Source organism: Streptomyces sp. NPDC001231, assembly GCF_042896885.1.
Lineage (GTDB): Bacteria > Actinomycetota > Actinomycetes > Streptomycetales > Streptomycetaceae > Streptomyces.
On record NZ_JBIAXS010000014.1, the window covers coordinates 163,554 to 185,475 of the forward strand.

The following is a 21,922-nucleotide window of genomic DNA, read 5'->3' on the forward strand; positions in this document are numbered from 1 at the left end:
GGTCCGCCCGGCCGCGACGCGGACCCCGTCGCCCGCCGTGGGCGACTCCTTCCACACGATGTGGCGGGAGCTGCTCCCCATCGGGCGCCACCCCGAGTCCGGCGGCTACCGGCGATTCGCCTGGACCGCGGCCGACGCCGAGTGCCGGGCCTGGTTCCGGCGGCAGGCCGAGGACCGCGGGCTGGCCTACGAGGTCGACCGCAACGGCAACCAGTGGGCCTGGCTCGGGGACCCCGCGGCCGGGGACGCCGTGGTCACCGGGTCGCACCTCGACTCCGTGCCCGACGGTGGGGCCTTCGACGGGCCCCTGGGCGTCGTGTCCTCCTTCGCCGCCCTCGACGAACTGCGCGGCCGGAACGCGCGGTTCACCAAGCCGCTGGCCGTCGTCAACTTCGGCGACGAGGAGGGCGCCCGCTTCGGGCTGGCCTGCACCGGCTCGCGGCTGACCGCCGGGCAGCTCACCGTCGAGCAGGCGCATCGGCTCACCGACGCCGACGGGGTCACGCTGCCCCGGGCCATGGAGGCCGCCGGGTACGACCCCGACGCCATCGGCCCCGACCCGGAGCGGCTCGCGCGCATCGGCGCCTTCGTCGAACTGCACGTCGAGCAGGGACGCGCCCTCGACCTGACCGGCGACCGCGTCGGCGTGGCCAGCGCCATCTGGCCGCACGGGCGGTGGCGGTTCGACTTCCGGGGCGAGGCCAACCACGCGGGCACCACCCGGCTCGTCGACCGGCGCGACCCGATGCTGTCGTACGCCGAGACCGTGCTCGCCGCCCGGCGCGAGGCGACGCTCGCCGGTGCCGTCGCCACCTTCGGCAAGATCGCCGTCGAGCCGAACGGCGTCAACGCGATCCCGTCCCTGGTGCGCGGCTGGCTCGACTCCCGCGCCGCCGACCAGGCGACCCTGGACACCGTGGTCACCGGCGTCGAGAAGGCGGCCCGCGAGTACGCCGCGGCGCACGGCGTCGACCTGGACGTGGTCCGCGAGTCCTTCACGCCCGTCGTCGAGTTCGACCACGCCCTGCGCGACGAGCTCGCCCGCCTCCTGGGCACGGACACCGACCTTAAGGTGCCGGTGCTCGGCACGGGTGCCGGACACGACGCCGGAATCCTGTCCGGGAGCGTCCCGACCGCCATGCTGTTCGTGCGCAACCCCACCGGTGTCTCGCACTCCCCGGCCGAGTTCGCGGCCGAGGACGACTGCGTGGCCGGGGTGCGCGCGCTCGCCGACGTACTGGAAGGGCTGGCCTGCACGTGACCCCCACCGAGCAGACGCGGACGTACTGGCTGGAGCAGGCCTGGCTCGGCACCCTCCCCCCAGCTCTCGACGGCGCTCGAGCAGGGGGGACCCCCATCGAGCCGGGCGTGGCGCTCGACGTGCGCGGCGGCCGCATCGCGGCCGTCCGCAGCGGCGTGCCCGTCCCGCCGCCGGGAGCCGAGGTGCTGCGGGGACTCACGATCCCGGGACTCGCCAACGCGCACAGCCACGCCTTCCACCGGGCTCTGCGCGGCACCGTCCAGGTCGGCTCCGGGACGTTCTGGACCTGGCGCGAGGTCATGTACTCCACCGCCGACCGGCTCACCCCCGAGACGTACCACGCGCTGGCCCGCGCGGTGTACGCCGAGATGGCGCTGGCCGGCATCACCGCCGTCGGCGAGTTCCACTACGTCCACCACGCTCCGGGAGGCGCTCGGTACGCCGACCCGAACGCGATGGGCGAGGCCCTGATCGAGGCCGCCGCCGAAGCCGGAATCCGCATCACCCTCCTCGACACCTGCTACCTGTCCTCCGGATTCGGTCAGCCGCCCGACACCCACCAGCTCCGCTTCTCCGACGGGACGGCCGAGGCCTGGGCCGAACGCTGCTCAGTTCTCAAGGAACGGGATCACGCGCGGATCGGTGCCGCCGTGCACTCCGTACGGGCCGTGCCCGCGCGGGAACTGGCGACGGTGGCGCGGTGGGCCGAGGAGCGGCGGGCCCCGCTCCATGTGCACCTGTCGGAGCAGACCGCCGAGAACGACGCCTGCCAGGCCGCCCACGGCTGTTCCCCGGCCCGGCTGCTGGCCGACCACGGCGTCCTCGGCCCGCGCACGACCGGCGTGCACAACACCCACCTGAGCGACGAGGACATCGCCCTGCTCGGCGGATCCGGCACCGGCACCTGCATGTGCCCGACCACCGAGCGGGACCTGGCCGACGGCATCGGGCCCGCCGCCGCCCTCCAGCGCGCCGGCTCCCCGCTCTCCCTGGGCTCCGACAGCCACGCCGTCGTCGACCTGCTCGAAGAGGCCCGCGCGATGGAGCTGAACGAGCGGCTGCGCACCCGCACCCGCGGCCACTGGACGGCCGCGGCCCTGCTGCGGGCCGCCACCGCCGACGGGCACGCCGCCCTCGGCTGGTCCGACGCCGGCAGCCTCACCCCCGGCGCCCTCGCCGACTTCACGACGATCGCGCTGGACTCGGTCAGGACAGCGGGGACGCTGCCCAGGCTCGGCGCCGAGACGGCCGTATTCGCGGCGACCGCCGCGGACGTACGCCATACGGTCGTGGCCGGTCGGCACATCGTGCGGGACGGCGCCCACACCCTCGTACCCGACGTGCCGTCGGCGCTGGCAGGCGCCGTCGAGGCACTGCGCGGATGAATCCCCCCGTCACCCCTGAGGACACCATGAGCAGCACCGCCATCACCAACATCGCCACGCTGGTCACCAACGACCCCTCCCTCGGTGACGGATCCCCCCTCGGACTGGTCCGGGACGCGGCCGTCGTCATCGAGGGCGACCGCGTCGCGTGGACCGGTGAATCCAGCAAAGCACCCGCCACTGACAACCGGGTCGACGCCGGCGGCCGGGCGGTGATCCCCGGCTTCGTCGACTCCCACTCCCACCTGGTCTTCGCGGGCGACCGCACCGAGGAGTTCAACGCCCGCATGTCCGGCCGGGCCTACAGCGCGGGCGGCATCCGCACCACGGTCGCCGCCACCCGCGCCGCCACCGACGCGGAGCTGGAGGCCAACCTCACCCACTACCTCGCCGAGGCCCTGCGCCAGGGCACGACCACCTTCGAGACCAAGTCCGGCTACGGCCTCACCGTCGCCGACGAGGCCCGCGCCCTGCGCATCGCCGCCGCGCACACCGACGAGGTCACCTACCTCGGCGCCCACATCGTCTCCCCGGACTACGCCGAGGACCCGGCGGCGTACGTCGCCCTGGTCACCGGGGAGATGCTGGACGCCTGCGCCCCGCACGCCCGCTGGATCGACGTCTTCTGCGAGAAGGGCGCCTTCGACGGCGACCAGGCCCGGGCGATCCTCACCGCGGGCAAGGCCAAGGGCCTGCTCCCGCGCATCCACGCCAACCAGCTCACCTACGGCCCCGGCGTCCAGCTCGCCGTCGAACTGGACGCGGCCAGCGCCGACCACTGCACCCACCTGACCGACGCGGACGTGGACGCGCTGGCGAACGGGAACACGGTCGCCACGCTCCTGCCCGGCGCCGAGTTCTCCACCCGCGCCCAGTGGCCCGACGCCCGCCGCCTCCTCGACGCGGGTGTCACGGTGGCCCTGTCCACCGACTGCAACCCCGGCTCGTCGTTCACCTCCTCGGTGCCCTTCTGCGTCGCGCTCGCCGTACGGGACATGGGCATGACCCCGGACGAGGCGGTCTGGGCGGCCACGGCGGGCGGTGCGAGGGCTCTGCGCCGCGAGGATGTCGGCCGTCTGTCCCCGGGCGCCCGCGCCGACCTCGCGGTCCTGGACGCGCCCAGCCACGTCCACCTGGCCTACCGGCCGGGCGTTCCGCTGGTCACCCAGGTCTGGCGGCGCGGCGTACGCGAGGTCTGAGCAGGGCCTGTCCGGCGAACCGAGCCGCAGGAGGCCGACGGAAGGCGCCCCGCCGGCCGTCCGGGTCCCGGCCCTGGTCCCCGCGCGGGTCAGGTCAGGCGCTGCCCGCCCGCCACTTCTGCGCCGTACCTCCGCCGCGCGGGTCGAGGGAGAGGTAGCCGTCCGGGTGCGGGGTGAGGGCGGTCCCGGTGGCGATGTCCGGGCGGATCACGCCGTCCGGGTCGACGGTGAAGCGCAGGTTGCGGCCGTTCCTGCCGTCGACCGACGAGCACCTCCAGATGCCGACGCCGTTGTCCACGGAGCCGCGGCTGTCCAGGCAGAAATCGGGGTCCGCCGCCGACTGGAGCACCTGGCGCGAGGCGTCGAACCGCCAGCGCTGGCTGGACGCGGTCCCGCACGGGGCGGTGACGACGTCCGTGCCGTTGTCGAAGTCGCCGGCCACGTCCAGGCAGCGGCCCGAGGCGGCGTTCACCATCTGCGCGTAGGCCGCGCCGGGCGGATGCACCGGCGAGGGCGACGGGCCGGGCGGCGGCTTCGGGCGCGCCGTCCGGGAGTGGCGCGGCGTCGGTTCGGGGGCCGGATGCCGGGAGGGCGGCCGGGAGGTCGCGGACGGGGAGGGCGCGGGTGGGGTCGCCGACACCGTGGCCGTCACCGTGACCCGCACCGGCGGCGTGGGCACGGTCACTGCGCCCGCGGCCCGCTGGTGCGGTGTGCCGTCGTTCGAGGTGAGCAGGAACAGCAGCAACGGCGTGAGGGCCACGCCGAGCGCCGCCGAGGCCAGCGCGTAGCGGCGGGAGGGCGGCCGGGCGGCGGCCCGCGCCCGGGCTCCCGGAGGCGGATCGGCCGGACGCCGTGCGACGTAGGCGGCGCCACCCCAGGGCAGCAGGCCCTCGGCCACCGCGGTGCGTGGGTGGTCGCGCAGGGCGGACTGCTCCTCGAACGCCGCCGAGCAGTGGTCGCAGCGCGCCATGTGGGCGTGCAGGTCCAGGCTCGCGCGGGGGTGGTCCGGCCGTACCGCCTCCTCGATGAGCCGGCGGAAGTCGCCGCAGCGCGGGTCGTCCGAGGCGGCCAGACGCGCCCTCAGACAGGCCTGGGCCAACGCCTTGAGCGCCTGCGGGGTGCCGTGCACCACGTCCTGGCGGGTGAGACCGAGGAACCCGGCGGTCCGCTCCTCGGGTTCCTGCTCCACGATCCCGTACCAGACCAGGCCCTGGACGCGGGTCGGCAGCGACCGGAAGGCGGCGAGCAGGGGTGGTACGGGACCCTCGGGGCCGGCCGTGTTCAGGACCAGCAGCAGCCCGGCGTCCACGCCGCCGGACCGCTCGTCGCGCGCCCAGGCGGCGGTCAGCCGGGCGGTGAGCAGCAGCAGGCGCAGCCGGATCGGGACGCCCGGCTCCGCACCGCGCGCCGCCTCGCGGGCGGCGAGGGTGAACGCCTGGGCCGCGAGTTGACGGGCGGCCGACTCGCCGGCGGTGCAGTGCCGGGCGTGGGCGAGGACCCGGGGTAGGTGGCGGGCGCGCAGTTCGCGCAGCGCCGGACAGACGGTCGCGGTGTCGGCGCGCAGCAGTTCGGTGAGCCGTGTGTCGGAGGCGTCCGCGTGCGGTCCCCCGCCCGTGTCCCCGGTCTCGACGCCGTCGTCGCTCCCGTCGGCCCGAGCCATTGACCCGCCCTCCTCGCACCCCCGGTGGCATGGCCGGACTCCGGACGTACCGGCCGGTATGGGGGTGACCCATAGTGGGGGAAGCGGGCCCCGGGGGAAAGAGGTTGCCCAAGGTTTCCCGGGACAACGTCGCCACGACGGTGGGCTTCTCGGCATATGCCCCGCACGCGCCCCGGACGTGCCGAGGCGCTGGGGGGGCGTGGTCCGCCCGGCGCCACCGACGGCACCGGACGGAAACGTCCCCTTCGCCTCGTCACCCCGTCACGCCGTCACTCTTCGAGTGTCAGGCCCTTGCGCAGTTGTCCGAGCGTCCGGGAGAGCAGCCGGGAGACGTGCATCTGCGAGATGCCGAGTTCCTCGCCGATCTCCGACTGGGTCATATTGGCCACGAACCGCAGGGACAGGATCTTCCGGTCGCGGGAGGGCAGTTGGGCGATCAGCGGCTTCAACGCCTCGACGTACTCGATGCCTTCGAGCCCGTGGTCCTCGTAGCCGATGCGGTCCGCGAGGGCGCCCTCGGAGTCGTCGTCCTCGGGCTGGGCGTCCAGTGACGACGCGGTGTAGGCGTTCGAGGCGGCCATGCCTTCCACCACCTCGTCGTTGGACAGGCCGAGGTGTTCGGCGAGTTCGGCGACCGTCGGGGCGCGGTCGAGCCGCTGGGCCAGTTCGTCACCGGCCTTGGCGAGGTCGAGGCGCAGTTCCTGGAGCCGGCGCGGGACGCGCACGGACCACGAGGTGTCGCGGAAGAAGCGCTTGATCTCCCCGATGATGGTGGGCATCGCGAACGTCGGGAACTCCACGCCCCGGGACAGTTCGAACCGGTCGATCGCCTTGATCAGCCCGATGGTGCCGACCTGGATGATGTCCTCCATCGGCTCGCTGCGGGAGCGGAAGCGGGAGGCGGCGAACTTGACGAGCGCGAGGTTGAGCTCGACGAGCGTGTTGCGGACGTACGAGTAGGCGTGGGTGCCTTCCTCGAGGGACTCCAGTCGCTCGAAGAGGGCCTTGGACAAGGCCCGGGCGTCGTCGGGGGCCACTTCGTCGTACGGGGGGATGTCCGGGAGTCCGGCCAGTGCGTCGGCCTGATCGGCCCGCTCGGCGCGTACGTCGTGGAACTCGATGGGATCCAGGTGCTCCGCTGGGGATGCCGACGTCGCCATCGGGGTATGCGATGCGTCGAGCCGGGGTGACATGATGTCCTCCATCGTTCTCGGCATATGGCTGCCGAAGCCAATTCGTGCACTGCGGTGTGCGGCGCCTCCAAAGCCGGCCGTGTCGGTTGCGGGTCTCTACTAGCCCTACCCGCTTTCCCAACACCGCCGCAAGTTCCTTATGTGGGGGTATGTCCGTTTGTGTGCGGATGTTCGGCTGTCGGAGCGGTGAGGGAAGGCGTAGTGTTCGAGGGCGTCAGTCAGCAGCCAAGACCCCGGGAGAGAGAGACGGCATGGACCGCGGGACGGTCGGCAGCGCACAGTCGGGCCGGCTTCTGGTGGAGGTGCGGCAAGAGGGCTCCAGTGCCGTCGTGACGCCGGCGGGTGAGCTCGATCACCACACGGCCGACCTGCTGCGCGAACCACTCGAGGAGTGCCTCGACAAGGGGCGCTCGCGCCTGGTGGTGGACTGTTCGCGCCTGGAGTTCTGCGACTCCACGGGGCTGAACGTGCTGCTGGGCGCGCGGCTGAAGGCGGAGGCGGCCGGAGGGGGTGTGCATCTGGCCGGGATGCTGCCGGTGGTGGCCCGCGTGTTCGAGATCACAGGGGCGGATGCGGTCTTCACCGTGCACGACTCCCTGGAGGACGCCCTGGCCGACGAGGCCGGCTGAGCCGGCCTCGGGTTCGTCGACGTGCCCCTTCCGTATTCCGCGCCCGGCGTATGCCGGGCGCACGCGCGGCGGGCCGAAAACGGGGGTGTTCCCCCCGATCGGTCGGGCAGGAGACATCCTGAGTGGATCGGTTGCCCTCGCGGGCGCCGGCGACCGGGGTTCCGGCGTGTGTACGGACGTACCGAGCGTGTACGTGTGAAGTGACTGGTGACTTTTGAATCGTGAACTGGTGAATCGGTGAGGTGAAGCGCTGATGAGCACCACCCGGTCTTACTCGCCGGGCGACCGCGGCCCGGAGCCCAGCGGCGCTTCCGGGGCGTCCGAGGGGGACGCGCCGACGGGCGCGGTACCCACAGGGGGTGCGACGGCCGTGCCGGCGGCCCCCTCCGGGAGTCGCCAGATCCGCAGGCTGAGCTTCGACGGCGAGAGCGGCGTCGTGCCGCTCGCCCGCGACTTCACCCGCCAGGCGCTGTACGCGTGGGGCTGGCTGCCCGCCGCGACCGCCGACCGGCGGGCCGCCGCGGAGGACGTACTCCTCGTCGTCTCCGAACTGGTCACCAACGCCTGCCTGCACGCCGAGGGCCCCGACCAGCTGGAGATCACCTGCGACAACAAGGTGATCCGCATCGAGGTCTCCGACCGCGGCACCGGCCAGCCCGCCCCGCGCACCCCGCACCGCGCCGGCCGCCCCGGCGGCCACGGCATGTTCATCGTCCAGCGGCTGTGCCTGGACTGGGGCGTCGTCCGCGCCCCCGGCGTCACCGGCAAGAGAGTGTGGGCCGAGCTGGGGGCACCCGCCTGAGCGCGGAGCCGCTCGGCAAGGCCCGACGGCGACCGCAACACCAGGAGCGCGGCACCAGGAACGTGACACAGAGAAGACCGCGACACGAAAGGGCCGCCCCTCACGGGGCGGCCCTTTCGGCGATCGGAGGGTGACGTCAGTGGACGTCGCCCATCAGGGACTGCACCTTGCGGCGGTACATGTAGACCGCGACACCGGCGAGGGCGGCGAGGACCGCCTCCAGGGCGACCGCCCCCGTGCCGCTGAGGTCGACCCCGGCCACGGCGGGGTTGGACAGCAGGCTGGTGATGGAGTCGCCCGCGGTGACCGCGAGGAACCACACGCCCATCATCTGGCTGGCGTACTTGGCCGGCGCCATCTTCGTCGTCACCGACAGGCCGACCGGCGAGAGGCACAGCTCGCCGACGGTCTGGATCAGGTAGATGCCGACCAGCCACATCGGGCTGACCAGGGTGTCACCGTTGGCCATGCCCAGCGGCAGCAGGAAGAAGAAGAACGAGACGCCGATGAAGAACAGGGCGGCCGCGAACTTCGCGACGGTGCTCGGCTCCTTGCCCTTGCGGCTCAGCCACAGCCAGAACCAGGCGAAGACCGGGGCCAGGGCCATGATGAACACCGGGTTCAGCGACTGGTACCAGGAGGACGGGAAGTCGAAGCCCAGCAGCGAGGAGGAGGTCTTGGTCTCACCGAACGCCTGGACCGTGGAACCGCCCTGGTCGTAGATCATCCAGAAGGCGGCGGCCGCGACGAAGAACCAGATGTAGCCGGTCATCCTGGACTGCTCGACGGCCGACAGTTCCTTGTCGCGCTTGATGCGCAGCAGGACGCCGGCCGGGATGACCAGACCGATGACGGTGAGCGGGATCATCGCCCAGTTCAGGGTGAAGTGGCCGGTGAAGCCGACGATGCCGTAGAAGACGGCGGCGATGGCGAGCCAGGTCAGGCCCTTGCGCAGCCAGGAGGCACGCTCGGCGGCGTCCAGCGGCTTGGGCACGACGTTGCTCTGCGGGCTCAGGTTCCGGGTGCCGATGAGGAAGGCCGCGAGGCCGATCGCCATGCCCACGGCGGCGAGGCCGAAGCCCAGGTGCCAGCTGACCTGCTGGCCGACGGTGCCGATGATCAGCGGCGCGAAGAAGGCACCCATGTTGATGCCCATGTAGAAGATCGTGAAGCCACCGTCGCGGCGCGGGTCGTCCGGACCCTTGTAGAGGTGGCCGACCATGGTGGAGATGTTGGCCTTCAGCAGGCCGGAGCCGAGCGCGACCAGCGCGAGACCGGCGAAGAAGGGCGCCTGGCCGCCGGGCAGTGCCAGCACCGCGTGACCCGCCATGATCGTGACCGCGGCGATCGCCACCGTCTTGCGGGGGCCCCAGACACGGTCGCCCAGCCACCCGCCGGGCATGGCGAGCAGGTACACCATCGACAGGTAGACGGAGTAGATGGCGGTGGTGGTGGCCAGATCCATGCCGAGCCCACCGCTCATGCTCCCCTTCTTGGCGTCGGGGCCGCCGGAGAGCAGGTACACGACGAGAAGGGCCCGCATACCGTAGAAGCTGAAGCGCTCCCACATCTCGGTCATGAAGAGTGTGGCCAGGCCGCGGGGGTGGCCGAAGAAGGTCTTCTCGGAACCGGGGGTGCCCGGATGGACCGAGTCCTTCGTCAGGCTGGACGCCATGGTCGTTCCTTGCTGATCGGGACGCGCCGCCCTCGGCGGGTACGCGCCCGGTGGGGGTGGCCGGCACCGGCAGGCCCGAGGTCCACCCCACGCCCAGAGGGATCCCGCTCCGGATCACGAAGCGGCGGACGACGGCCACCGGGATCCACACCTCTGCCCGCGTCGACGCGCGTACGAGGCCCGGCCCTAGGTCATTCTTCCCGGGCCGGTTGGGGCCGACCCGCTCACAAAAGAGACCTTCAGCGTCAAGACGATCGCCAAAGGTCCCCTGTGTGCATCAGACGTTCAAGCCACCATACGGCAGGACACTGCCGGATATGGAAGGACTTGAGACACGGATCACAGGCCGCTCGGGAACCTCGCCCGGCTTTCGAAGGTCTATTACCAAGGCCTCAAAGGATCGCATTCCGCGCCGACCGGTCCTTGCCGCGGATCCGCACGGGCGGCACCCGACCGGCCACAAGGTAAGAACCGCGTGTGTCGATCACACCGCGGGACCACCCCAGCGGGCGGCGCCGGCGGACTACCATCGGCTCATGACCCGTGTACTGCTCGCCGAGGACGACGCGTCCATCTCGGAGCCGCTGGCCCGCGCACTGCGCAGGGAAGGTTACGAGGTCGAGGTGCGTGAGGACGGACCCGCCGCGCTCGACGCCGGAATGCAGGGCGGTGTCGACCTGGTCGTGCTGGACCTCGGGCTGCCCGGCATGGACGGCCTGGAGGTCGCCCGCCGGCTGCGCTCCGACGGCCACACGGTGCCCATTCTGATCCTGACCGCGCGCGCCGACGAGGTGGACACCGTCGTCGGCCTCGACGCGGGCGCCGACGACTACGTCACCAAGCCCTTCCGGCTCGCCGAACTGCTCGCCCGTGTCCGTGCCCTGCTGCGGCGCGGCGCCGCCGAACCGCAGCAGCCGCCCGCCACGCACGGCGTGCGCATCGACGTCGAGTCCCACCGCGCGTGGATGGGCGACGAGGAGCTCCAGCTCACCGCCAAGGAGTTCGACCTGCTCCGGGTGCTCGTGCGGGACGCGGGCCGGGTCGTCACCCGCGACCAGCTGATGCGCGAGGTCTGGGACACCACCTGGTGGTCGTCCACCAAGACCCTCGACATGCACATCTCCTGGCTGCGCAAGAAGCTCGGCGACGACGCGGCGAACCCCCGGTACATCGCGACCGTGCGCGGCGTGGGCTTCCGATTCGAGAAGAGCTGAGCCGGCCGCCCCGCACTTTCGTCAGGTAGGAGGACATGCGCCGCCGACTGATCCAGTCCACGCTTGCCGTGGTGCTCGTCGTGATCGCCGTCTTCGGCCTTTCCCTGGTGATCGTCGAGACCCGCACCATCAGCAGCAGCGCCCAGGAGCGGGTCGACTCCGAGGCGCTGCGGCTGGCCAGCATCGTCGACAGCAGGCTGCTCGGCGCGGCGACGGTCAACGCCGACGTCCTGCGCAACCAGATGGCCGACGGCCAGTACGCCGTGATCGGCATCCCCGGGCAGCAGCCCATCAAGGTCGGGGCCAAACCGTCCGGCGACGTGATCCACTCCACGGCCAAGGGAGAGCAGGGCGAGACCGTCCGGGTGGAGGAGCCCCGCTCCTCGGTGACCCGCGAGGTCGGCCGCACCCTGCTGATCATCGGCCTGGTGGCGCTGCTCGCGGTGGTCGCCGCGGTGCTGCTCGCCGTCCGCCAGGCCAACCGGCTCGCCTCCCCGCTGACCGACCTCGCCGAGACCGCCGAGCGCCTCGGATCCGGCGACCCGCGCCCCCGCCACAAGCGCTACGGCGTTCCGGAACTGGACCGGGTCGCGGACGTGCTCGACGGATCGGCCGAGCGCATCGCCCGCATGCTGACCGCCGAGCGGCGGCTCGCCGCCGACGCCTCCCACCAGCTGCGTACGCCGCTGACCGCGCTGTCCATGCGCCTGGAGGAGATCACCCTCACCGACGACCCGGACACGGTGAAGGAGGAGGCCAACGTCGCGCTCGCCCAGGTCGAGCGGCTGACCGACGTGGTGGACCGCCTGCTGACCAACTCCCGCGACCCCCGTACCGGCTCCGCCGTCTCCTTCGACCTCGACGAGGTCATCCAGCAGCAGATCGCCGAGTGGCGCCCCGCCTACCGCAGCGTCGGCCGGGCGATCGTCAGCTCCGGCAAGCGGCACCTCCAGGCCGTGGGCACGCCGGGCGCCGTCGCACAGGTGCTGGCCGCGCTGATCGAGAACTCCCTCATGCATGGCGGCGGCACGGTCGCGCTGCGCACCCGCGTGACCGGTAACCAGGCCGTGGTGGAGGTCACCGACGAGGGCTCCGGCGTCTCCGCCGACCTGGGCGCCCGGATCTTCGAGCGCACCATCAGCGGCCGCAACTCCACGGGCATCGGGCTCGCCGTCGCCCGCGATCTCGCCGAGGCCGACGGCGGCCGCCTGGAACTGCTCCAGGCCCAGCCGCCCGTTTTCGGCCTGTTCCTGTCCCGCACCCCGCCGCCGAAGAAGCGGTCGGAGGACCACCCGACGGTGCGCTGACCGCCGACAGGACCGGCGGGCCCTAGCGGAAGACCTCGGGCCGGGGCTGCTTCGACTCGGTCTGGAGGAAGGACTCCGCGCCCGCCACGGTCTGCCGGGCCGGCAGGGTGCGGAAGACCCAGGTGCGGTACGACCAGAAGCGGAACAGGGTCGCGATGCCGATGCCGAGGAACTTGAAGACGTTGCTCTGCAGCGGGCTGTCCCAGCCGAAGCCGTACGTCGCCAGGTACAGCACGCCGTTCTCGATCACCAGGCCGACCACGCTGAACAGCAGGAACAGCGTCAGTTCCCGGGTGCGTCCGCTCTTGTCGCGGTCCCGGTACGTGAAGTAGCGGAAGCCGATGTAGTTGAAGACGATGGCGACGACGGTCGCGATGACACTGGCCCGCACCACCTGAAGTCCGGTCACGTGCCGCATCAGGTTGAACACGAGCAGGTTGACCAGCAGCCCCGCTCCGCCCACCGCGCCGAACTTCACGACCTCGCGCCACAGCTGGTCCACGCGTCTGCGCAGCGCGCCGCGGGGCGCGGGGGGCGCCGGTCGATGCCCCGAGGAACCATGTTCCATGGTCGTGCAGGCCCCCGTCTCGGTCGGCTCGGTCAACCCGGCCATGCTAACCAGCGCTCCACGCCCGCGCCTGTGGACAAGGCATCAGCTCGGGAACGGGTCGGAAAGAGTCCGGGAAAAGGCGGGAAAGAGCCGTCGAAGCGACTGGTAAGAGCGCCGACGGGCACATCGGCGCGGTCGGGCTCGTACGTCAGTGCGGCGGGTGACGATCCCCGCGAGGCGCCGGTACGGCGCCGGCGGGCACGGAAGCGGGCCGCGCCGCGGCGGCCGATACCCTAGGAGCGTGACGTTCCCCGTAGTCGGCATGGTCGGCGGTGGCCAGCTCGCTCGTATGACACACGAGGCGGGCATCCCGTTGGGCATCAGGTTCAAGCTCCTCAGTGACACTCCTCAGGACTCCGCGGCGCAGGTGGTGAGCGACGTCGTCATCGGCGACTACCGCGACCTGGACACGCTGCGCGCGTTCGCGCGGGGCTGCGACGTGATCACCTTCGATCACGAGCACGTCCCCACCGAGCACCTGCGGGCCCTGGAGGCGGACGGCATCCCCGTACGCCCCGGCCCCGATGCGCTCGTGCACGCCCAGGACAAGGGCGTGATGCGCGCGAAGCTCGACGCGATCGGTGTGCCGTGCCCGCGGCACCGCATCGTGAGCGACCCGCGGGACGTGGCCGCGTTCGCGGCCGAGGGCGACGGTTTCCCCGTGGTCCTCAAGACCGTCCGCGGCGGCTACGACGGCAAGGGCGTGTGGGTGGTCGACTCCGCCGAGGAGGCCGCCGAGCCCTTCCGTGCCGGCGTGCCCGTCCTCGCGGAGGAGAAGGTCGACTTCGTCCGGGAGCTGGCCGCCAACGTCGTACGCTCCCCGCACGGCCAGGCCGTGGCCTACCCGGTCGTGGAGTCGCAGCAGGTGAACGGCGTCTGCGACACCGTGATAGCCCCGGCCCCCGACCTGGACGAGGGCCTCGCGCTCCAGGCCGAGCAGCTCGCGCTGACCATCGCCAAGGAACTCGATGTCGTCGGCCATCTCGCCGTCGAGCTGTTCGAGACCCGCAATGACGACGGGTCCTCCAGTGTCCTCGTCAACGAACTGGCGATGCGCCCGCACAACTCCGGCCACTGGTCGATGGACGGCGCCATCACCTCCCAGTTCGCCAACCACGTCCGCGCGGTCCTCGACCTGCCGCTCGGCGACCCCCGCCCGCGCGCCAAGTGGACCGTCATGGTGAACGTCCTCGGCGGCGACTACCCCGACATGTACTCCGCGTACCTTCACTGCATGGCCCGTGACCCCCAGCTCAAGATCCACATGTACGGCAAGGACGTGAAGCCCGGCCGCAAGGTCGGCCACGTCAACACCTACGGCGACGACCTGGACGACGTGCTGGAACGCGCCCGTCACGCAGCCGGCTACCTGAGAGGCACCATCACCGAATGAGCCCAGTTGTTGGCATCGTCATGGGGTCGGACTCCGACTGGCCCGTCATGGAGGCCGCCGCCGAGGCGCTCGACGAGTTCGAGATCTCCTACGAGGTGGACGTCGTCTCCGCGCACCGCATGCCGCGCGAGATGATCGCGTACGGCGAGCGCGCGGCGGACCGCGGACTGAAGGCGATCATCGCGGGCGCGGGCGGGGCAGCCCACCTGCCCGGCATGCTCGCCTCCGTCACCCCGCTGCCGGTGATCGGCGTGCCCGTCCCGCTGAAGTACCTGGACGGCATGGACTCGCTGCTCTCGATCGTGCAGATGCCCGCCGGGGTCCCGGTGGCGACCGTGTCCGTCGGCGGCGCCCGCAACGCGGGTCTGCTCGCCGCCCGGATCCTCGCCGCGCACGACGAGGAACTGCTCGCCCGGATGCGGGAGTTCCAGCAGGAGCTGAACGACCAGGCCACCGAGAAGGGCAAGCGGCTGCGCGCCAAGGTCGAGAACTCCGGCGCCTTCGGCTTCGGCACGGGGAAGTGACGCCGGTGTCCTCGCTGAACGAAGCCCGGGACCTGCTGCGCGAGTTCCCGGTCGTCGACGGCCACAACGACCTGCCCTGGGCGCTGCGCGAGCAGGTCCGCTACGACCTCGACGCCCGTGACATCGCCACCCCCCAGAACGCCCACCTGCACACCGACCTGCCGCGCCTGCGCGAGGGCGGCGTCGGCGCCCAGTTCTGGTCGGTCTACGTCCGCGCGGACCTGCCCGACCCGGTGCCGGCGACGCTGGAGCAGATCGACTGCGTACGGCAGCTGCTCGCCCGCCACCCGGCCGATCTGGCCCCCGCCCTGACCGCCGCCGACATGGAGGCGGCGCGCGCGGACGGCCGGATCGCGTCCCTCATGGGCGCCGAGGGCGGACACTCCATCGCCGACTCCCTCGGCACGCTGCGCGGGCTGTACGCGCTCGGCGTGCGCTACATGACGCTCACCCACAACGACAACGTGGCCTGGGCGGACTCGGCGACGGACGAGCCGGGCGTGGGCGGCCTGTCGGCCTTCGGCCGCGAGGTGGTCCGGGAGATGAACCGGCTCGGCATGCTGGTCGACCTCTCCCACGTGGCCGCGACGACCATGCGGGACGCGCTCGACACCACGAGCGCGCCGGTGATCTTCTCGCACTCCTCCGCGCGGGCCGTGTGCGACCACCCCCGCAACATCCCGGACGACGTGCTGGAGCGGCTGCCCGCCAACGGCGGGATCGCGATGGTGACGTTCGTGCCGAAGTTCGTGCTCCAGGCGGCCGTGGACTGGACGTCCGCCGCCGACGAGAACATGCGCGCGCACGGTTTCCACCACCTCGACACCACCGCCGAGGCGATGAAGGTCCACCGCGCCTTCGAGGAGTCGAACCCGCGCCCGGTCGCCACGGTCGCGACGGTGGCCGACCACCTCGACCACATGCGCGAGGTCGCCGGCATCGACCACCTGGGCATCGGAGGCGACTACGACGGCACGGCCTTCACCCCCGACGGTCTGGGCGACGTCTCCGGCTACCCGAACCTGATCGCGGAACTGCTGGACCGCGGCTGGTCCAGGACCGACCTGGCCAAGCTCACCTGGCAGAACGCGGTCCGCGTCCTGGGCGCCGCGGAGGACGTCGCCCGCGACCTGCGGGCCACCCGGACGCCGTCCAACGCGACGATCGCCGAACTGGACGGATGAGTTCCAGTACCGGACGGCGGGAGGCCGTGTACCTCCTGCCGTCCGGCGCGTAGGACGGCTGACGGACGCCTCTCAGCAGGCGCACAGGCAGAACGGGTGCCCGGCGGGGTCGGCGTAGACCCGGAAGCCGCGCGCCCGGTCCGTCGCGTCCAGCGGCCGCGCGCCGAGTGCCAGTACCCCCTTCTCCGCCGTGTCCAGGTCCTCCACCACCAGGTCCAGGTGGGACTGCTGCGAGGCGTCCGCGGCCGGCCACTTGGGCGGCACGTACCCCGGCGCCCTCTGGAACGCCAGCGCGGACCCGCCCGGCACCTTCAGGTCCACCCAGTCGCCCTCGCCCTCCACGGTCCCGCCGAGCACCTCGGCGTAGAAGCCGGCGAGGGCGTGCGGGTCGGGACAGTCCAGGACGACGACACCCAGTTTGGCGAGAGCCATGACTTCCTCCCAGTCGGGGACGGTGTTACCCATTGGTGCGGGCAACCGGTAACGGTTACTGCATGCTCGCGCATAGCGGGTAACAGCGCAACCGGATTCGCGAGGTACCGTCGCTGACATGAGTGAGAGATCGTCCGCGCCCGGAGGCCTGGCGCTGGTCGAGTCCCTGGTGAACACGCTGGACATCGAGACGGGCGCCGACTCGCTCGCCACGGCGGAGGGCCGGGCGCGCCTGGGGATCCCCGAGGCGGAACTGCCGCAGGCGCGCGAGCTGCGCGAGTCGCTGCGCGCCACGCTGCTGGCCCACGCCGGTCACCCGCCCCACCGGAAGGTGACACCGCTGGGCGAGCTGCTGGCGCGGGCGCCCCTGCTGGTGGCCGTCGACGCCCGGGACGGCTCCGCCACGCTCGCCCCCGCCGACGGCGGCCCCCTGCTCTCCCGGGTCGCGGCCGCCGTCGCCGAGGCCCTCGTCGCGGGCACCTGGGCCCGGCTGAAGGCCTGCGAGGCGGTCACGTGCCACTGGGCGTACTACGACCGCAGCCCGGCCGGCCGTGGCCGCTGGTGCTCGATGCAAGTGTGCGGGGCGCGCGCGAAGATGCGCCGCTACCGGGCGAAGCAGACGTGATCCACGAGGAGTTCGCCGCTCACGCCGCGCTCCGGTGGTGCACAATGCGTGCAGACGCCGGTTCGGCCGACTGAGCCTCGGCCGAACCGGCGTCACATTTCCGCGTGTGTCTGTGCATGTCCGGGTGTGCCCGCCGGCGCGGGGCTACGCGGTCGGGCGTCCCATCGCCCGGTACGTCCACCCGGCCCGCCGCCACAGCTCCGGGTCCAGCGCGTTGCGCCCGTCGAGGACCACCCGGGCGGCCGCGACCTCGCCCAGCCCGGCCGGGTCCAGCTCGCGGAACTCCCGCCACTCGGTCAGGTGCAGGACGACGTCCGCGCCGCGCACGGCCTCCAGCGCGGAGTCGGCGTACCCGAGCGTCGGGAACACCCGCCGGGCGTTGTCCATGCCCTTGGGGTCGTAGACCGTCACCTGGCCGCCCTGGAGGTGTATCTGACCGGCGACGTTGAGCGCGGGGGAGTCCCGTACGTCGTCCGAGTCCGGCTTGAAGGTGGCGCCGAGCACCGCGACGCGCTTGCCGAGGAAGGGCCCGCCGCCCAGCGCCTGCCGGGCCAGCTCCACCATCTGCCCGCGCTGGCGCATGTTGATCGAGTCGATCTCGCGCAGGAAGGTCAGCGCCTGGTCCGCGCCCAGCTCACCGGCGCGCGCCATGAAGGCCCGGATGTCCTTGGGCAGGCAGCCGCCGCCGAAGCCGATCCCGGCCCGCAGGAACTTCCTGCCGATCCGGTCGTCGTGCCCGATGGCCTCGGCCAGCTTGGCCACATCGCCGCCGGCGGCCTCGCAGACCTCGGCCATCGCGTTGATGAAGGAGATCTTCGTGGCCAGGAAGGAGTTCGCGGAGGTCTTCACCAGTTCCGCGGTCGGGAAGTCGGTGACCACGAACGGGGAACCCTCGCCGACCGGTGTGGCGTACACCTCGCGCAGCAGCTTCTCCGCCCGCTCGCTGCGCACGCCGACCACGATCCGGTCCGGGTGCAGCGTGTCCTGCACGGCGAAGCCCTCGCGCAGGAACTCCGGGTTCCAGGCCAGCTCCACGTCCGCGCCCGCGGGCGCCAGCTCGGCGATCATGCGGGCCAGACGGTCGGCGGATCCCACGGGCACGGTCGACTTGCCGACGACGAGCGCGGGACCGCTCAGGTGCGGGGCGAGCGAGGTGACGGCGGAGTCGACGTAACTCATGTCGCAGGCGTACTCGCCGTGCTTCTGCGGGGTGTTCACGCAGACGAAGTGGATGTCGCCGAACGCGGCCACCTCCGCGTAGTCCGTCGTGAAGCGCAGCCGCCCGGTCGAGCCCTCGATCCCGGCCACGTGCCGGCGCAGCAGCTCCTCCAGGTCGGGCTCGTACATCGGGACCTCGCCCCGCCGGAGCATCTCGATCTTCTCGGGGACGACGTCCAGACCCAGCACCTCGAAACCGAGCTCGGCCATGGCCGCGGCGTGCGTCGCGCCGAGATAGCCGGTGCCGATCACGGTGATCTTGAGGCTCATGGGTGCTCCAGGAGAGACGACGGTGATGCGGTGCCCGAGCATATCGGGGGCATGCGCGGGGCCCTCGCCGGGCAATGTCTCCGCTGTCGCCAAGCTCACGTATCACTGGCGTGGGCGGGCGCCTAAAATTTGGGTTACTTAACGGTAATTAGCGTTGGAGCGTGAGAGACCTTGGCCGGATCGGCTGACTTCGACCTGTACCGCCCGTCCGAGGAGCACGACATGCTCCGTGACGCCGTCCGCTCGCTGGCCGAGGCGAAGATCGCGCCGTACGCCGCCGCGGTGGACGAGGAGGCCCGCTTCCCGCAGGAGGCCCTGGAGGCGCTGGTCGCCAACGACCTGCACGCCGTGCACGTGCCCGAGGAGTACGGCGGCGCGGGCGCGGACGCCCTCGCGACGGTCGTCGTGATCGAGGAGGTGGCCCGCGTGTGCGCGTCCTCCTCCCTCATCCCTGCCGTGAACAAGCTGGGCTCGCTGCCGGTGATGCTCTCCGGCTCCGAGGACCTGAAGAAGAGGTACCTGGCCCCGCTCGCCAAGGGCAACGCGATGTTCTCGTACTGCCTGTCCGAGCCGGACGCGGGCTCCGACGCGGCCGGCATGAAGACCAAGGCGGTCCGCGAGGGCGACACTTACGTCCTCAACGGCGTCAAGCGCTGGATCACCAACGCGGGCGTGTCCGACTTCTACACGGTGATGGCCGTCACCGACCCGGACAAGCGCAGCAAGGGCATCTCGGCGTTCGTCGTCGAGAAGTCGGACCCCGGGGTCTCCTTCGGCGCCCCGGAGAAGAAGCTCGGCATCAAGGGCTCCCCGACCCGCGAGGTCTACCTGGACAACGTCCGGATCCCGGCCGACCGCATGATCGGCGCCGAGGGCACCGGCTTCGCCACGGCGATGAAGACCCTTGACCACACCCGCATCACCATCGCGGCCCAGGCCCTCGGCATCGCCCAGGGCGCCCTCGACTACGCCAAGGGCTACGTCAAGGAGCGCAAGCAGTTCGGCAAGCCGATCGCCGACTTCCAGGGCATCCAGTTCATGCTCGCCGACATGGCCATGAAGATCGAGGCCGCCCGCAACCTCACCTACGCGGCCGCCGCCAAGTCCGAGCGGGGTGATTCCGACCTCACCTTCCAGGGTGCCGCCGCCAAGTGCTTCGCCTCGGACGTCGCCATGGAGGTCACCACGGACGCCGTCCAGCTCCTCGGCGGTTACGGCTACACCCGCGACTACCCGGTCGAGCGCATGATGCGCGACGCCAAGATCACGCAGATCTACGAGGGCACGAACCAGGTCCAGCGGATCGTGATGGCCAGGAACCTTCCCTAGCAAGCTCTTCGCGCGCGTCCGACGGCCTCCGGCACTGTGCCGGGGGCCGTTCGCGATGCGCCGGGAGAGGTCCGCAGGACGCGGGCCGTAAGCCGAACGGCGGTAGGCGGTCCGACGTCCGGGCCGGATGGCGGGGGGACCCGGGCGGGCGTACGACGGAAGGGAGCAGGGCCCCGCCCCGGTGCCCTTCGTCCCCCCCCAGGAGGAGCCATGACCCAGCCCGGAACCATGACCCCCATGAGCAAGGAGATGCAGGACTGCGTCCAGGCCTGCATGTCGTGCCACACCATCTGCGAGGAGGCCATGAGCTCCTGCATGCAGATGGGAGGCCAGGCGCAGATGCAGATCATGCGCGCGCTCATGGACTGCTCCGAGATGACCCGCATGTGCGCGGACATGATGATGCGCCGCTCGCCCATGGCCGCGGAGATGTGCGCGATGTGCGCCAAGGCATGCGACATGTGCGCCGAGGCGTGTATGTCCATGCCCGACGACAAGATGATGAAGCGCTGCGCGGAGGCGTGTCGCCGCTGTGCGGAGATGTGCCGCGCGATGGCGGGCGTCAGGATGTGATCTGAGCCCGGCCGGACGGCGAAAGCCCCGCGGTGCCGGCCGGCACCGCGGGGCCCTCCTGGCAGGGGGTCCGGGTCAGCCGCTCGTGACCGTGACCTTCTGGTCGTTCTTCAGTTCGTCGACCAGCGTCTTGACCTTCGCCTTGTCCCAGACGAGGTTGCCGCCCGTGGAGCCGGAGATCGGCATGTTCATGGAGGTGCCGTCGCCGCCGTTGACGTTCTTCATCGCCCAGAACATGGAGGCCAGGTCCCACAGGCTCATGTCCTTGTCGACGATCAGGGAGTCCAGGCCCGCACCCATCGTCGGGTAGAGCCTGAACGGGTTCAGGATCGTCGAGGGGGTCGCCACCTGGTGGGACAGCGCGGCGAGGAACTTCTGCTGGTTCTTCGTGCGCTGCAGGTCGGAGGTGGCGAACGCGTGCCGGGTGCGCACGAAGGCCAGGGCCTGCTGGCCGTCCAGCTTCTGCTTGCCCGCCTGGAAGTCGGCGCCGGAGTACCTGTCCTTGAAGCCCTTGTCGATGGTGAGTTCCACGCCGCCGACCGCGTCCACGATGTTCGCGAAGCCGGCGAAGCCGATCTCCACGTAGTGGTCGATGTGCAGGCCGGTGTTGTACTCGACGGTGCGGACCAGCAGCTCCGGGCCGTCGAAGGCGTAGGCCGCGTTCAGCTTGTTCGGTCCGAGGGGGCCCTTGATCTTGCCGGACTCCGAGCCGCGGAACTGCGGGATCGTGACGTTGGAGTCGCGCGGCAGGGATATCAGCGTGTCGCCGTTGTCGCCGACGTGCAGGATCATCATCGAGTCCGTGCGCTTGCCCTCGGCGGACCCGGTGTGCAGCTGCTTCTTCTGCTCCGAGGACATGCCCTCACGGCTGTCGGAGCCGACGATCAGGTAGTTCGTGCCCTTGCCGGTCTCCGGCCGGTCGATGACCTTGGACAGGTCGACCTCGCGGCGGAGCTTGGAGTCGGCCCAGAAGTAGGTCGCGACCGAGGTCACCACCAACAGCGTGACCAGGGTGATCACGGACCACTTGAAGCGGCGCCGCCAGTTCGGCGCGGGACGGTAGGCGCGCGGGTCACCCCCGCCCGGTCCCCCCGGCCCGCCGTAGACGTGGCCGGAGCTGTAGCCGCTGTCGTACCCGTCGTAGGCGCCGGGGTCGTCGTATCCGCGGCCGTCGACGTACGACGGTTGCTGCGGAATGCCGTACGGCGGCGCCGAGGGGCCCGGGCCGCCGGGCGGCGGGTACCCGCCCTGCCCGCCGGGGGCCCCCGGGCCGCCGCGCCGTACCTGGCGCATCACACGCGCCCCTTCCGGCGTCGCGCCGGCGCTGCCGCGTCCGTATCCGGGTCCGCGGTTGCCGCCGGACCACCCCTCGGGCCAATCATTCATGCGCCCCAGTGTGCAGGGCACCGCCGTGTCCCTTACAAGAGGCGTCAGGAAAT

The 21,922-nt window shown here is 71.7% G+C and carries 20 protein-coding genes; 13 read left to right on the forward strand and 7 right to left on the reverse strand.

Annotated features, from left to right (window positions below):
• Positions 1-58 precede the first annotated feature (58 nt).
• The 3 genes from ACFY3J_RS19115 to hutI are packed head-to-tail and all read left to right on the forward strand — an operon-like array spanning position 59 to position 3,845.
• On the forward strand, positions 59-1,261 hold the full coding sequence (locus ACFY3J_RS19115) for an allantoate amidohydrolase (RefSeq protein WP_390841332.1): 1,203 nt from the start codon (positions 59-61) through the stop codon (positions 1,259-1,261).
• Complete coding sequence (locus ACFY3J_RS19120) at positions 1,258-2,646, forward strand: formimidoylglutamate deiminase (protein ID WP_384179103.1); 1,389 nt, start codon at positions 1,258-1,260, stop codon at positions 2,644-2,646. Before ACFY3J_RS19115 ends, ACFY3J_RS19120 begins: the two co-directional genes overlap by 4 nt.
• Before the next feature lie 26 nt (positions 2,647-2,672).
• Positions 2,673-3,845 (forward strand): imidazolonepropionase, encoded by a 1,173-nt coding sequence (gene hutI, locus ACFY3J_RS19125; protein ID WP_384179105.1) that lies wholly within the window; start codon positions 2,673-2,675, stop codon positions 3,843-3,845.
• A gap of 94 nt (positions 3,846-3,939) precedes the next feature.
• Here hutI and ACFY3J_RS19130 read toward each other — a convergent pair whose 3' ends face one another.
• Positions 3,940-5,505, reverse strand: coding sequence for a ricin-type beta-trefoil lectin domain protein (locus ACFY3J_RS19130; protein ID WP_390841314.1), 1,566 nt, complete (start codon positions 5,503-5,505; stop codon positions 3,940-3,942).
• Between the two features lie 269 nt (positions 5,506-5,774).
• A complete protein-coding gene (locus ACFY3J_RS19135; RefSeq protein ID WP_384179109.1) occupies positions 5,775-6,710 on the reverse strand; it encodes an RNA polymerase sigma factor SigF in 936 nt (311 codons plus the stop codon).
• A gap of 239 nt (positions 6,711-6,949) precedes the next feature.
• Here ACFY3J_RS19135 and ACFY3J_RS19140 point away from each other — a divergent pair, with 239 nt between their 5' ends.
• Together ACFY3J_RS19140 and ACFY3J_RS19145 are read left to right on the forward strand one after the other, a co-directional pair.
• The gene (locus ACFY3J_RS19140; RefSeq protein ID WP_100571008.1) at positions 6,950-7,327 is read left to right on the forward strand and encodes an STAS domain-containing protein; all 378 of its coding nucleotides are present in this window, start codon (positions 6,950-6,952) and stop codon (positions 7,325-7,327) included.
• Between the two features lie 253 nt (positions 7,328-7,580).
• The gene (locus tag ACFY3J_RS19145; RefSeq protein WP_384179112.1) at positions 7,581-8,129 is read left to right on the forward strand and encodes an ATP-binding protein; all 549 of its coding nucleotides are present in this window, start codon (positions 7,581-7,583) and stop codon (positions 8,127-8,129) included.
• 136 nt (positions 8,130-8,265) lie between these two features.
• Here ACFY3J_RS19145 and ACFY3J_RS19150 read toward each other — a convergent pair whose 3' ends face one another.
• Entirely contained in the window at positions 8,266-9,804 is a 1,539-nt protein-coding gene (locus ACFY3J_RS19150; RefSeq protein ID WP_390841315.1) for a peptide MFS transporter, read from the reverse strand.
• 536 nt (positions 9,805-10,340) lie between these two features.
• Here ACFY3J_RS19150 and ACFY3J_RS19155 point away from each other — a divergent pair.
• A complete protein-coding gene (locus tag ACFY3J_RS19155; RefSeq protein ID WP_100571005.1) occupies positions 10,341-11,018 on the forward strand; it encodes a response regulator transcription factor in 678 nt (225 codons plus the stop codon).
• A 35-nt stretch (positions 11,019-11,053) separates the two neighbouring features.
• The gene (locus ACFY3J_RS19160) at positions 11,054-12,325 is read left to right on the forward strand and encodes an ATP-binding protein (RefSeq protein ID WP_384179117.1); all 1,272 of its coding nucleotides are present in this window, start codon (positions 11,054-11,056) and stop codon (positions 12,323-12,325) included.
• A gap of 22 nt (positions 12,326-12,347) precedes the next feature.
• Here ACFY3J_RS19160 and ACFY3J_RS19165 read toward each other — a convergent pair whose 3' ends face one another.
• On the reverse strand, positions 12,348-12,893 hold the full coding sequence (locus tag ACFY3J_RS19165; RefSeq protein ID WP_384179204.1) for a GtrA family protein: 546 nt from the start codon (positions 12,891-12,893) through the stop codon (positions 12,348-12,350).
• 283 nt (positions 12,894-13,176) lie between these two features.
• Here ACFY3J_RS19165 and ACFY3J_RS19170 point away from each other — a divergent pair, with 283 nt between their 5' ends.
• The 3 genes from ACFY3J_RS19170 to ACFY3J_RS19180 are packed head-to-tail and all read left to right on the forward strand — an operon-like array spanning position 13,177 to position 16,036.
• Entirely contained in the window at positions 13,177-14,328 is a 1,152-nt protein-coding gene (locus ACFY3J_RS19170) for a 5-(carboxyamino)imidazole ribonucleotide synthase (protein WP_384179119.1), read from the forward strand.
• The gene (gene purE, locus ACFY3J_RS19175) at positions 14,325-14,852 is read left to right on the forward strand and encodes a 5-(carboxyamino)imidazole ribonucleotide mutase (protein ID WP_141360438.1); all 528 of its coding nucleotides are present in this window, start codon (positions 14,325-14,327) and stop codon (positions 14,850-14,852) included. Before ACFY3J_RS19170 ends, purE begins: the two co-directional genes overlap by 4 nt.
• A gap of 5 nt (positions 14,853-14,857) precedes the next feature.
• Positions 14,858-16,036 carry a dipeptidase gene (locus ACFY3J_RS19180; protein ID WP_384179122.1) on the forward strand — a complete coding sequence of 393 codons (1,179 nt, stop codon included), beginning with the start codon at positions 14,858-14,860 and terminating at the stop codon, positions 16,034-16,036.
• A 72-nt stretch (positions 16,037-16,108) separates the two neighbouring features.
• Here ACFY3J_RS19180 and ACFY3J_RS19185 read toward each other — a convergent pair whose 3' ends face one another.
• Positions 16,109-16,468, reverse strand: a complete 360-nt coding sequence (locus ACFY3J_RS19185) for a VOC family protein (protein WP_384179124.1) — start codon at positions 16,466-16,468, stop codon at positions 16,109-16,111.
• Between the two features lie 118 nt (positions 16,469-16,586).
• On the opposite strand from ACFY3J_RS19185, the gene ACFY3J_RS19190 reads away from it, so the two are divergent.
• Positions 16,587-17,093: a CGNR zinc finger domain-containing protein gene (locus ACFY3J_RS19190; protein ID WP_384179126.1), complete on the forward strand. Its 507-nt coding sequence runs from the start codon at positions 16,587-16,589 to the stop codon at positions 17,091-17,093.
• Between the two features lie 144 nt (positions 17,094-17,237).
• On the opposite strand, the gene ACFY3J_RS19195 is transcribed toward ACFY3J_RS19190, so the two are convergent.
• Entirely contained in the window at positions 17,238-18,581 is a 1,344-nt protein-coding gene (locus ACFY3J_RS19195) for a UDP-glucose dehydrogenase family protein (RefSeq protein WP_390841316.1), read from the reverse strand.
• 171 nt (positions 18,582-18,752) lie between these two features.
• Here ACFY3J_RS19195 and ACFY3J_RS19200 point away from each other — a divergent pair, with 171 nt between their 5' ends.
• Complete coding sequence (locus ACFY3J_RS19200) at positions 18,753-19,910, forward strand: acyl-CoA dehydrogenase (RefSeq protein WP_141360443.1); 1,158 nt, start codon at positions 18,753-18,755, stop codon at positions 19,908-19,910.
• 210 nt (positions 19,911-20,120) lie between these two features.
• The gene (locus tag ACFY3J_RS19205) at positions 20,121-20,483 is read left to right on the forward strand and encodes a four-helix bundle copper-binding protein (protein ID WP_376400967.1); all 363 of its coding nucleotides are present in this window, start codon (positions 20,121-20,123) and stop codon (positions 20,481-20,483) included.
• A 75-nt stretch (positions 20,484-20,558) separates the two neighbouring features.
• Here the strand turns inward: ACFY3J_RS19205 and ACFY3J_RS19210 are convergent, their stop codons facing one another.
• Complete coding sequence (locus ACFY3J_RS19210; RefSeq protein WP_390841317.1) at positions 20,559-21,869, reverse strand: LCP family protein; 1,311 nt, start codon at positions 21,867-21,869, stop codon at positions 20,559-20,561.
• Positions 21,870-21,922 lie beyond the last annotated feature (53 nt).